We start from the raw sequence: 12,430 nt of genomic DNA, 5'->3' as shown, positions 1-12,430 counted from the left end.
ACTTCATTCATGACTTTCCCGGTAATCACGCCGGCCGTCATGGAGTCATTCACGTTCAGTGCCGTCCGTCCCATATCGATCAGCGGCTCGACGGAAATCAACAGGCCCGCCAAGGCAACCGGCAGGTTCATCGTGGAGAGCACGATGAGCGATGCGAAGGTAGCTCCGCCTCCGACACCCGCCACGCCGAAGGAACTGATCATAACGACCACGATCAAGGTAAGGATGAACGACCACGACGTCGGATCCACGCCGGCTGTCGGTGCAATCATGACGGCCAGCATGGCAGGATAAATGCCCGCGCAGCCGTTCTGCCCGATCGTGGCGCCAAACGATGCCGAAAGGTTCGCGATGCCTTCCGAGACGCCCAGCTTTTTGTTCTGGGTCTGCACGTTAAGCGGGATCGTAGCCGCGCTGGAACGCGACGTAAAGGCAAAGGTCAGCGTCGGGAACACCTTCTTGACGTACTTGAACGGGTTGAATCCGAATATCGCCAGCAGCACCAGATGGATAATGAACATGGCGATCAAGGCCACGTACGAAGCCAGAACGAAATCGATCAGATTCATGATTACCGCAAGATCGGTCGTGGCGATCGTCTTGGCCATCAGCGCCAGAATCCCGTAAGGCGTCAGACGAAGCACCAGCGTCACGATACGCATGACCACGCCGTATACGGCGGAGATCATGTTACGGAAGGTCTCCGCCTGCTCCTTGTTTTTACGGTCCAACCCGAGCACGGCGATCCCGATGAATGCCGAGAATATGACGACCGCAATCGTCGAAGTTCTTCGTGCTCCCGTCATGTCGGCAAACGGATTGCTCGGAATGAAATCCAGAATCTGCTGCGGCAGCGTACGGTCCTCGACATCCCCGAGCCGTTCTTGCAGCAGCGCGCCCTGCTGCTCCTCGGCAGCGCCGCCCTGAATATTGACGGCGGACAAATCGAACGCCAGCGCGGTCGTAATTCCGACAGCGGCGGCTACCGCCGTCGTCAGAAGCAGCACCGTAATGATCAGTCCGCTCATTTTGCCCAGGTTCTTTCCGCCCTTCAGCTTCATGATGGCCGATATGATCGACACCATGATCAGCGGAATGACCATCATCTGCAGCAGTCTGACGTAACCGTAGCCAACCAGATTAAACCAATCGGTGGATTTCACCACCACATCGGAGGTTGAAGTGTAGATGAGCTGCAGTGCCACTCCGAACAACACACCCAGTCCAAGTCCGGCAAACACGCGTTTGGTAAACGAGTAATGCTTTCTCTGCATCCAGTACAAAATACCGACCAGCAGAATCAGAACAAGGACATTGATGATAACCCAAAGCGTTTCCATCCTATGATTCCTCCCATTCTATAATAAGGATATACTGCGTCATCCTCATGTCATAAGTGCGCTAGTATGTATTCATATCCATTTCATAGCCCACTCTAAACATATCATTACCCGTTTGAGAAAATTCCTGTCAAAAACGTTATTTTTCTGTTGACGCGAATTATGTCGACTATGTTGATCGGAATACCACCGCATTACCCTACTATCATATCATGTAAACTTCAAAAGGAGAACTACCAAAATTAACACAAACGTTTCGATCCATTCATTCAACGCCCCATAGGTATCTCCCGTCAGTCCCCCGAGTCTTCGGCTCATCCGTTCGGCCGTCCAACTCCCAACCGCCCAGGCTGCCAACGGGATAACGAGGATTCCTCCGATTCCAATCGCCGCAAAATCCAGCGTGCTTGTCGTGCACCAGAGAAGGCCTATGACGACCAGCGTTAACAGGATCGCGACTATGCCTGCCAGCGACCTCCTTCTGACGGACAGTCCGTGAAACAAAGCCGCCAGCCCCTCGCTTCCCCGTGCCATCGGCCATCGATACATGGCGTGAACCATAAACCAGCGGCTCCAGACCGGAGCGAGCACCAGCAGCCACGCTTCTTGCTTCCATACCCCCGCAGACAAATCCCAAACGGACATGATTAAGGAAGCTTTCAGAAGGAGCAGCAGCATGCAGGCCATGACCCCCATCGCGCCTACCCGGCTATCCTTCATAATTTCAAGCATTCGTTCGCGCGACCGATGGCTCAGCAGCGCATCCGCGCTGTCCATCCAGCCATCGAGATGAAGCCCTCCGGTTAGCGCTACCCAAGCGGCCAGCAGGATGACGGCAGCAGGAAAGGAAGGCAGCACAAAGCTTAAGCCCAGTCCCAATGCGGCAACGATAACACCTATGATTGCCCCTACGAAAGGATAAAAAACGACGCTCCGCTGTTGAACTTCGGGTGTAAAGGGAATTTCCCTCCGCACGGGAAGCCTCGATAAAAATTGAAAAGCGGCCGCAGCCGCTTCGATCATCTTGCTCATATCCGATACTCCTTGCTCTTGATTTCCATTGGAATTCCGGCGGTTACCAGAAATACCTCGTCACAGACCTGGGCCAGTCGTTGATTCATGATCCCTGCCCAGTCGCGATAAATCCGGCCCAGCGGATATTCGGGCACAATCCCTGAACCCACTTCGTTTGTTACCAAAATAACCATGCCCGGGTAAACCTGAACCGCTCTTGCCAGCCTGCCGATTTGAAGCCCCAGCCGTTCTTCCATGACGGCCGTGCCTTCAGGTTCGGCCTGCAGCAGCACGTTCGTAAGCCACAGCGTCAGGCAGTCCACTACCACCGCAGGGGCATCCGAGGCAGACTGGCCGAGCGTTTCCAGCAATTCGGGCAGTGCGACAGGCTCCTCCACCGTCTGCCAACCATAGGCTGTATCCTGCCTGCGGTCTTGATGAATACGGATCCGTTCTTGCATCTCATCGTCATAGGCTTGCGCAGTCGCTATATATGTACCGGAATCGGCGCGCTTCATGCACAGCTTCTCCGCGAACGAGCTCTTCCCGCTCCTCGCCCCGCCCGTAACCAACACGCTTCCACGATGACTCATACGGCTCCTCCGCTGATGCCGGCGCTCTCAAACGTCGCCATCTCGTTCACGATCCTGCACGCCGCCTCGACCAGATGAAGGCACAGCACCCCGCCCGTCCCCTCGCCAAGACGCATGTCCATTTGAAGCATCGGCTGGAGTCCCAGCTCTTTCAGCAGAAGAACATGCGCCTGTTCATGCGAAACATGGGAAGCAATCATATAAGGAAGGGCATCCGGGCAGATTGATTTGGCAACCAACGCCGCGGCACTGGATATGAATCCGTCAATGATGACAGGACACCCATGAGCAGCCGCACCCAGAATCAATCCGGCCAATCCGCCGATTTCGAAGCCCCCGACTTTGGCGAGCACGTCGAGCGGGTCAGCGGCATGAGGCGCATTAACTTGTATCGCCCGTTCCACAACACGAATCTTATGGTTCAGCCGTTCATCCGTCACGCCGGTTCCTCGTCCCACAACCTCGGACGGCTGCTTGCCGGACAGAACCGAGAAAATAGCCGCGCTTGGCGTCGTGTTCCCGATGCCCATCTCTCCGGTTACGAACATCTGCGTGCCTTGTTTAACCAGCTCTGCCGCCACCTCAGCTCCGGTCACTACGGATTGCAGCGCTTCTTCCATTGTCATTGCGGGTCCTTTGGCCATATTGGCGGTTCCTCTGCCAATGTTCCGGGACAGGAGCCTCTCATGGGTCACCTCGGTCGCTACGCCGATATCCACGCAATGAACGTCTGCCCCCGCCTGACGGGCCAGCACGTTAACGGCCGCCCCTCCATTCAGGAAGTTCATCACCATTTGGGGCGTCACCTCGGCCGGAAATGCGCTGATTCCTTCATCACACACCCCATGATCGCCGGCCATGACAACCACGGATGTTTTGGTAAACGAGGGCTTCATTTCCCCCGTAATTCCCGCTAATTGGATCGCAAGCGACTCCAGCTTGCCCAAACTGCCCGGAGGCTTCGTCAAACGATCCAAATAGGAGGCGGTTTCCGCCTGCGCTTCGGCATCCAGCGGTTTAATGTTAGCGGTGATTCCCTTCAAACGACTTATGAGTGTATCCGTCAATGAAAACGGCCTCCTTCCTCTTGCTCCTAAATCTTACAACGCGGCTGAACCTGCGGCAACACCGCTTTAGGACCAGGTGCTGTTCGCCGTTAACAGCACCTGCGGAGCCCCATTCTCGGGATGGGTCACGATGGAGGGCTCCACCCGGAAAATCCGGCGGATATACGCTGCCGTCAGCACGTCCTCCGGCTTGCCCACCCCTGCAATCCGTCCCTGATCCAGAACCAGCAGCTTATCGCAGAATTGAGCAGCCAGATTGAGGTCATGCAGTACGCTGATCACCGTAATACCGGACGAGTTCCGCCATTCCGCCACCATATCCATGAACTGAAGCTGATAGCGGATATCCAGATAGGTCGTCGGTTCGTCCAGCATCAGCAGCGAAGGCTCCTGGACCATCACCTTGCCCAAAGCGACACGTTGGCGCTGTCCTCCGCTTAACTCGGTAAGCCTGCGCTCCTCCAGGCCGTCCAGATCCAGCTTTCGAATAACGGCCTCGATAAGCGGGGCCGCATCCTTATCCTCACGGCCAAGCCAGTTCAAGAACGGGAATCGCCCCATCTCCAGCACTTCCCGGACGGTAAAATCGGTAGGGTCGAGTCCCTCCTGCTGCAGAACCGCCACGATTCGGGCCAGTGCCTTCCGGTTATAGCGTCCAAGGTCCTTGCCCCGAAGCGTCACGCTTCCTTCCGTAGGACTCTCCACGCCGGATAACAGCTGCATGAGGGTGGACTTGCCGCTGCCGTTCGGTCCGATGATCCCCCACCATTCCCCTTCGGCAATCTGAAGGTCCACCCCGGATAGAATCGACGCCTTGCCATAGGCTTTGCCAAGCCCTTGGGCCGTAATCATGATAACCCCTCCCTGCGCCGTTTTTTATTCCGGTACAGCAGATAAGCAAAGAACGGAGCGCCTATGAATGCCGTGACCACCCCGAGCGGGATTTCCGTCGGAGCCAAGACGGAACGGGCCGCCGTATCGCACCAAACCATGAAAATCGCGCCGCCCAGCGCCGACAGGGGAACAATCACGCGGTAATCGGAGCCGGTGATCAGCCGAATCATATGCGGCACTACAAGCCCGACGAACCCGATCACGCCGGAAACCGATACGGCTGCAGCGGCAAGCAGGGTAGCGACGATCAGCACGCCGGTCTTCAGCCGATCGACATTCAATCCCATATGAGCAGCCTGCCGTTCCCCGAGCGACAAAATGTTAAGCGCCCGCGACCTGCTCCATAGATATACGAAACCCGCTGCAAAATACGGGAAAAGGATGGCCGTATACGACCATCCGCGCATGCTTAGGCTTCCCATCGTCCAGTACAGGATTTGGTTCACCGTATCTTTGGACATCACCGTCAGAAACGAAACGACGGCGCCCAGAAACGACTGCATCACCACCCCGGACAGGATGAGCCCATGGATCGGCAGCTTTCCTTGATCCCTTGCCAGCAGCAGAACGGCCCATAGGGTGCCTGCTCCGGTCAGAAACGCTACAACCGGCAGCGTGTAACCTCCGGCAAAGGAATATTCCATTCCGAAAAAAATCAGGGATGCCGCGCCAAGCGCAGCACCCGAGGACACACCGAGCGTAAACGGATCCGCCAGCGGATTGCGAAGCACGCCTTGAAAGGCGGCTCCGGCCACCGCCAGGGAGGCTCCAACAAGCATCCCGAGCAGGATCCGCGGCAATCTCACCTTCATCAGGATTTGCTCGGAGGAAGCTTCCCAGCCTGGAACGATGGAATCGCCGATTCCCGGCAGCCGGTGCAGCAGCATCGCTCCAATCTCTCTCACAGGCAGGTGAACGGAGCCGATTCCGAGACTGGCAACCAAAGTTAACAGTAAAAGGATCAGGCCGGCCGCACCGAATCCTGCAAGTTTTTTACTCATGGATTCATCAATTCCGGATAAACGGCCTTCGCCACTTCAATCAGTCCTTGCGTCACGCGCGGGCCCGGACGGCTGAGCAGATTGGCATCCACGGAAATGACCTGATCGTTCTTGATGGCTTCGATCTGATCCCAGCCGCCGCGCTCCTTGATCAGCTGGTCCAATGTTTTCTTGGTGGCTTCGTCCACCACATCGTCCGTGTAAAGAATAACGTCCGGGTTCGCGGCGATGATGTTCTCCTCGCTGATTTCGAACCAGCCCTCCGCATCGCCGGCTGCATTGACGCCGCCAGCTGCGGTAATGATCTCATCCATGAACTCGCCTTTGCCGACGGTCCATCCCGGAGAGAACTCCACGTACACTTTCTTCTTGTCTTCATCCTTCACGGATTTCACGGCTTCCGTAACGGTAGCCAATTCCTGCTTCATCTGATCGACGACCGCTTTCGCCTCGGCTTGACGGTCCGTAATTTGACCGATCAGCTCGATGTTCTCCATCACCGCATCGATGGTTTTCGGATCGTTGACGAACAGGGTAACGCCAAGCTCGCGCAATTTCTCGGCATTCTGGGCATTCATCGAAGCGGCGAATACCACGTCGGCGTCGGCTGCGATGATCGCCTCTTCGTTCACTTGAAACCCGCCCAGTTTAGGCTTGGATTTGGCCGCTTCGGGGTAATCGTCGTTATCGGATACGCCAACGATCTCCTCATCCAGTCCCAATGCAAACAGTTTTTCCGTCTCGGACGGAGTCAGGGACGCAATCTTGGTGGGCGCTTTCTCAAACGTCATTTCCACTCCCGTTGAATCCTTGACGGTCAGCGGATACGTGGTCTTAAGCTCTTCCGCCGAATCCGCAGGCGCTTCGTTATTCTGCTCTTGCTGCTGTGCCGGCGGCGTCGCATCCTTCGGTGCTGCTTCTTCGCCGCCGCAGCCGATCAAGGCCAAGGCCATCAGTATGGCTACCAGAAGTACGGACCATGTTTTGTTTAATGCTTTCATCTCTTGGAATCCCCCTAAACATAATTGAGAACCTGGCGCAGGCGTGTCTAAATTCCTTCGACCGATCCTTAACTGGTAAGAAACGTTCAATCTTCATACCCTAAGAAGCAAAAATCCCCGACTCCTCGATGACAAGGACTCAGGGATTACGTTTGTATCATAAGGACGCCGGGATAACCGTTCAACGATGGCGCCTTAAACTTCCGTCCGCATGGCTCCATGCGTCCGGTAAACGTAATCCTCTCCTCGAAGGACCGTCTTTCATTCGCTGAGGGCAGGTCTCCTGACTTGCAGGTTGTAACGACTTCTCCGCCTTCCCAAGCGCTAAAGGCTCAGTGGCATATGGAAAAGTCCCTGCTTCACAGTGGCGGGACCGTGCCGGACTTGCACCGGCTTCCCTATTAACCCGTCAGAAAACAATAACGCCCTCTGTCCGGGACCCTCGCAAATCATATGAATTTATGGATGATAGGCCAAGCATGGTTTCTCTGCACAAGATTATAGGCGATAAACCATCCCCTTACAACTGAAAGTTTCGGGCGTTTCGATTGCGTCATGACACCGATTTAGCCCGTTATCGCCTATTCCGACCGAAATCATACGTTTTCGTTTTATTCGCTTAACCGTACGCCCCGCCAGCGTGCTCCGTCCCATGTCAGCTGCAGCTTGAGCACCTCGCCCGGCATAACCGACGTCGCCCAGAATTCCGTATCCGGCACGGTAGCCGCTGCCATCTCCCGAATAACGCCGCCGTGGGTGACCACAAGCACGTCAACTCCTTCAGCAAGCGTTCCACGGCCATCATCACCACGCCTGGCCTCTGCCTCTGCCTCTGCCTCTGCCTCTGCCTCTGCCTCTGCCTCTGCCTCTGCCTGCGCAAGGGTATCCGGAGCTTCCTCCATATGCAATAATTCCTTCACATCCAAATGCAATCCCGACAAAAAGGCCTGGACGCGGGAACCGAAAGCTTCCCAGCTCTCCCCGCTGGGCGGCGTAACTTCCGCAGGGTTATCGATCCAGCGCCGGTAGAGGGAATCCGTCTTCAAATCCTCGTAGGTCTTACCTTCCCAATCCCCGAAATCCAGCTCGCGCAGCCGCGGGTCATACTCGACGCCCGGAATAAACTGGCCCGACATGTCATCATCAGGAACAGCACCCCTTTTTGAATCCGATAAGATCACATCGAGCGTCTGCCGGCAGCGAAGGAGATCGCTGCAATAGATCCGGACAAAATGCCTGCAACGAAGTTCCTCCCGCAGCGGGAGGAGTTGTTCCCTTCCCTCGGCCAGAATTCCCTGATCCTCATGGCCGAGATAACGGCGCTCCTCGTTCCACAACGTGCGGCCGTGGCGGACCAGATGCAGGATGATCCTCATATCCATAGGCTTCCTCCTGCCGCGGCAGCAAGTCCGAGCACCGCGGTACCCAGCATCGTAAACAAAACCGACACGCCCACAAGCAGGCGGTTTGTCACCCGGATATCCTCCGCTTCGAGCGGTCGGTCGGGGTCCCCCATGTAAGCCCGGAACGAGATCACGCCTTGGTACGAATTTTCGCCTCCCAGGCGAATCCCCAGGGCACCGGCAACGGTCGATTCCGGGAAGCCGCTGTTCGGGCTGGGATGCTTACGCGCATCTCGTTTGACCATCTTGATCGCTTGTTTCCACTGCAGCGAGAACATCGCCGCCGCAATGGCCAACAGCCCGGCGGTCAGGCGTGCCGGTATCCAATTGGCGAGATCGTCCAGCCGGGCGGAGGCCCAGCCTACATGCAGGTATTTCTCGTTTTTATAACCAACCATGGAATCCAGCGTATTCACGGCGCGGTAGGCCAACGCAAGCGGCGCCCCTCCGATCAGGGCAAAAAACAGCGGAGCGATGACCGCGTCCACGATATTTTCCGCAACCGTCTCCACCGTCCCCCGCACAATTTCCGGCTCATCCAGATGGGCCGTGTCCCTCCCGACCACCATGCTGAGCGCTTGCCTGGCCTCGGCGATATTCCCGGAACGAAGATGGCCGTAGACCTCCAATCCTGCCTCGCGCAGCCCCTTGATCGCAATCGTAGTCGCAATGAGAACGATCTCCGCACCCCAGGCAAGCCAAGGATGAATCGCTGCGCACAGCTCCAGCAGCAGCCATGCCAGCACGAAGGAGCCGCCGACCACGATTACCGGCAGCAATATCCCCGCCCGCTTCAGTCCCTGAGCGGAAGTCGTCCGCTGGCGAATCCATCCTTCGACCCGGCGAATCGCCTTCCCCATGCCGATGACGGGATGCGGCAGCCATCTCGGATCTCCGATCAGTAGGTCCAGCGCAACCGCCGCCCATATGACCCATACGACGGTCATATCCGATCTTCTCTTTCGGCGGCGATGCTCTCCGTGACGCTGTCGTAGACAAGACGTCCGATCATGCCGCCCAGATCGGTCGCGGTTCCGGCATAATGATGGTTCACGCCATAGGCTGAATTGCCGCTGACCGCAAGGACCATCGCATCCGTCGTCGTTCCCGTGGCGGCGGCTCCGGTTTCATGATCCTTCACCCCCAGGTCATGCAGCGCCGCGGCTTTCGCTTCCGCTGCCGTCAGCATGGCGTTCACCATGCAAGCCGGCGTCAGCCTTCCGTCCACCACCAGCACGACATTAATCGTGCCCGGCTGGTAAGCCGCGAAGGTCGTGCGCCTCGCCCCGGCGCGGGCAGCATTGCCCACGCCCGCGGTAGTACAGCATAGAACGGAAGCTTGCTCGCCCCGTGCCTCCCGAATGGAGGCATATTTCAGTTTTACCGCCGTCATCAATCCTGCCGTGGCATCGGCCGGATAGCCGTGCCCAGCCATAAAGTTAACCATATCGTTTATCGGATCGCTGCAATCGTAATGCTTGTCGACATAACGGTTCACGATATGGTCCAAGTGCAGAAAACCGCCGCCGTATATGGCGCTGCTTATGGACGCAGCCGGACTCGGAAGCGAGATCCGAATATGCGGATGCTGCTGCTCCGAATCCAAGGACACGATGGCTCCCGGCCATGCATCCGAGTTATATGGACGATTGCTGCCTTTCAGAAAAGGTACTGCCATGTTTTTTCTCTCCCTGCTCGTTAAATATCTGAACCAACTGTACCTGTAGCGTTCTTCATATGGATCTGCTGCCAGAAATCCCTAAGTCGCGTCAGCAGAAGGATTTCCAAGGACCTCCGCAATTATCGCCAGCAGTCTGTCGTTAGATCCGGCATCCTTAACGGCTAATCGGATGTGGCGCTCACCGAGGCCCGGGTACATGGCGCAGCTGCGGACGAGCACGCCCCGCCTGCCCATTTCCTGCTGGAACATCCCTGCATTCCAAGGCCGCGGAAGCTCCATCAGCAGAAAATTGGCCTCCCCCGGCGTAACGTCAAGCCCCAGCGCTCGTAAACCATGTATCAGCTTCTCGCGTTCCTCGCGAATCAATTGAAGCGTATCCAGTTCATATTCCCTGCCGCTGCCAAGACAAGCCTCTCCCGCAAGCAGCGCCAGTCCATTGACGCTCCACGTCACTTGTTTGCCTGCCATGGCGCGTATCACGTCGGGGTGGGCAACCGTATACCCGAGCCGCAGGCCAGGTATCGCATAAAACTTGGTCATCGACCGGACAATGATCGTCCGCGGATATTCCTGCAGTTCCGGCATCAACGTCTGTCTGTCCTCCGGCGGAATGAAATCGATGAAGGCCTCATCCAGCACCAACCAGGTCCCTTCTTGCTCAGCGCATGCCGCCAACCCGCGAATATCCTTCAGGCTGTACTGAACCCCGTTCGGATTGTTCGGCTGTCCCACAAATACGAGATCCGTGCAGGCGATCAGCTCCATCATATCCGCCTTGTCCGCACGAAAGTCCCGCTCCGGCTGCCCGCACACGGAGCGGATGTCCAAACCAAATTTCAAGGACAACTCCCGGTATTCGGAAAAACAAGGATCGACCACGCCGACCGTTCGGGGCTGCAGGCCCAGCAGCAGCAATGCCATGCACTCTGCAGCTCCATTTCCGACAAGAATGCGCCGGGCATCGGTGTCCAATTCCTCCGCAAGCAGCCTCTTGAATTCGCGGTGCCCCGGATCCGGATAACGAATCACCGCGCTCATCCCTTCTTCTAACGCTGCCAGGACCCCTTGGGGCGGTCCCAACGGGTTAATATTGGCGCTGTAATCCAGAAAAGCCGAGGCTCCCCTTCCAAATGCGGCGGCCGCCGTTTCCACATCCCCGCCGTGCCCGTACACCTCGATCAAAGGTAGGTTATTATCGCTCATAAGGGCTCCTCCTGTTCCATGCCCATGGCTCTTGCAAGCCCTGCCGTTATGTAATGCCATCATTATGTCGCTACCGTCCCTGACTCGTCAACATGGAATGCTTTGTCTCTGCCTTAAAATTGGTTTACAATAGTCTGGAAGCACCACATTTTGAATTGTGACGACGGAGGATACTATGCTATTTATCGATAATCAGGGGATTCACGACCCATCCATCAACCTAGCGATTGAAGAATATGCGCTTAAGCACTTGTCCATGGACGAGAGCTACCTTCTCTTTTATATCAACAAGCCTTCCATCATCATCGGAAAGCATCAGAATACGATCGAAGAGATCAACCAGGAATACGTTCGCGACAACAACATCCAGGTTGTGCGCCGGCTGTCCGGCGGCGGAGCCGTGTACCACGATCTCGGCAACCTGAATTTCAGCTTCATTACGAAGGACGACGGCCAGTCGTTCCACAACTTCCTGAAGTTCACGCAGCCGGTCATCGACTTCCTGCAAAAGATGGGCGTGCCGGCCGAGCTCAGCGGCCGGAATGACCTGCAGGTCGGCGAGAAGAAAATTTCGGGGAACGCTCAGTTCTCGACGCGGGGACGCATGTTCAGCCACGGCACGCTCATGTTCGATCTGAATCTGGATGACGTGCAGGCCTCGCTGAATGCCAATCCGGAAAAGTTCAAATCCAAGAGCACCAAGTCCGTGCGCAGCCGCGTAGCGAACATCAAGGAGCTGCTTGGCACCGACATGACCATTGAACAGTTCCGCGGGGAGCTGCTTCGCTCGATCTTCGGGATGGAACCGGATCAAGTACCGCAATACGTGCTTCAGGAGAAGGATTGGGAGATCATCAACCAGATTTCGAAGGAACGCTACCAGAATTGGGATTGGAACTACGGGCTGTCCCCTGAGAGCAACGTGAAGCATGCGAGGAAGTTCCCGGTGGGCATCATCGATATCCGCATGGACATCCGTGAAGGGCATATCGGAGAGATTAAAATTTACGGCGATTTCTTCGGCGTCGGCGATGTTGCGGATATCGAGAATCTGCTTCGCGGCAAACGGTACGAAGAAACGGCGGTGCGCTCCGCGCTATCCGGCATCGACGTCAAGCATTACTTCGGCAACCTCGAGCTCGACGATCTGATCGGCCTCATCTTTCTTGAGGAATAGATCCGGCTGAAATCTAAATAAGCCTCTCGCCCCGTATGCATTGCATAAGGGCGGGA

General features: G+C 56.4%; 12 protein-coding genes and 1 riboswitch. Of the genes, 1 reads left to right on the top strand and 11 read right to left on the bottom strand.

What is annotated here, in order from left to right; translation table 11 throughout:
• From HMPREF9412_RS00530 to cobD, 11 genes are all read right to left on the bottom strand, one after another.
• The coding region (locus HMPREF9412_RS00530; protein WP_009589277.1) for an L-cystine transporter at positions 1–1,340 on the bottom strand (1,340 nt) is incomplete at its 3' end.
• A 210-nt stretch (positions 1,341–1,550) separates the two neighbouring features.
• A complete protein-coding gene (cobS, locus tag HMPREF9412_RS00525) occupies positions 1,551–2,372 on the bottom strand; it encodes an adenosylcobinamide-GDP ribazoletransferase (protein WP_009589280.1) in 822 nt (273 codons plus the stop codon).
• On the bottom strand, positions 2,369–2,947 hold the full coding sequence (cobU, locus tag HMPREF9412_RS00520; RefSeq protein WP_009589262.1) for a bifunctional adenosylcobinamide kinase/adenosylcobinamide-phosphate guanylyltransferase: 579 nt from the start codon (positions 2,945–2,947) through the stop codon (positions 2,369–2,371). The genes cobS and cobU overlap by 4 nt, the downstream gene beginning before the upstream one ends.
• Entirely contained in the window at positions 2,944–4,014 is a 1,071-nt protein-coding gene (gene cobT / locus HMPREF9412_RS00515; RefSeq protein ID WP_009589244.1) for a nicotinate-nucleotide--dimethylbenzimidazole phosphoribosyltransferase, read from the bottom strand. Before cobT ends, cobU begins: the two co-directional genes overlap by 4 nt.
• A gap of 66 nt (positions 4,015–4,080) precedes the next feature.
• A complete protein-coding gene (locus HMPREF9412_RS00510; protein WP_009589253.1) occupies positions 4,081–4,866 on the bottom strand; it encodes an ABC transporter ATP-binding protein in 786 nt (261 codons plus the stop codon).
• On the bottom strand, positions 4,863–5,909 hold the full coding sequence (locus tag HMPREF9412_RS00505; protein WP_009589245.1) for a FecCD family ABC transporter permease: 1,047 nt from the start codon (positions 5,907–5,909) through the stop codon (positions 4,863–4,865). The genes HMPREF9412_RS00510 and HMPREF9412_RS00505 overlap by 4 nt, the downstream gene beginning before the upstream one ends.
• Entirely contained in the window at positions 5,906–6,910 is a 1,005-nt protein-coding gene (locus HMPREF9412_RS00500) for an ABC transporter substrate-binding protein (RefSeq protein WP_009589273.1), read from the bottom strand. The genes HMPREF9412_RS00505 and HMPREF9412_RS00500 overlap by 4 nt, the downstream gene beginning before the upstream one ends.
• A gap of 256 nt (positions 6,911–7,166) precedes the next feature.
• Positions 7,167–7,369: riboswitch (cobalamin riboswitch) on the bottom strand.
• A gap of 152 nt (positions 7,370–7,521) precedes the next feature.
• Positions 7,522–8,292, bottom strand: a complete 771-nt coding sequence (locus tag HMPREF9412_RS00495) for a histidine phosphatase family protein (RefSeq protein ID WP_009589270.1) — start codon at positions 8,290–8,292, stop codon at positions 7,522–7,524.
• Positions 8,283–9,260 carry an adenosylcobinamide-phosphate synthase CbiB gene (gene cbiB, locus HMPREF9412_RS00490; protein WP_009589255.1) on the bottom strand — a complete coding sequence of 326 codons (978 nt, stop codon included), beginning with the start codon at positions 9,258–9,260 and terminating at the stop codon, positions 8,283–8,285. The genes HMPREF9412_RS00495 and cbiB overlap by 10 nt, the downstream gene beginning before the upstream one ends.
• Complete coding sequence (locus HMPREF9412_RS00485) at positions 9,257–9,991, bottom strand: adenosylcobinamide amidohydrolase (RefSeq protein ID WP_036670883.1); 735 nt, start codon at positions 9,989–9,991, stop codon at positions 9,257–9,259. The genes cbiB and HMPREF9412_RS00485 overlap by 4 nt, the downstream gene beginning before the upstream one ends.
• An 81-nt stretch (positions 9,992–10,072) precedes the next feature.
• Positions 10,073–11,197, bottom strand: coding sequence for a threonine-phosphate decarboxylase CobD (gene cobD / locus HMPREF9412_RS00480; RefSeq protein WP_009589247.1), 1,125 nt, complete (start codon positions 11,195–11,197; stop codon positions 10,073–10,075).
• A 175-nt stretch (positions 11,198–11,372) separates the two neighbouring features.
• On the opposite strand from cobD, the gene HMPREF9412_RS00475 reads away from it, so the two are divergent.
• A complete protein-coding gene (locus HMPREF9412_RS00475) occupies positions 11,373–12,374 on the top strand; it encodes a lipoate--protein ligase (RefSeq protein ID WP_009589248.1) in 1,002 nt (333 codons plus the stop codon).
• Positions 12,375–12,430: the final 56 nt, after the last annotated feature.

Source organism: Paenibacillus sp. HGF5 (genome assembly GCF_000204455.1).
Lineage (GTDB): Bacteria > Bacillota > Bacilli > Paenibacillales > Paenibacillaceae > Paenibacillus_AQ > Paenibacillus_AQ lautus_A.
Note: the sequence above shows the minus strand (reverse complement) of the source record. Positions and strands in the feature narration are given on the sequence as shown.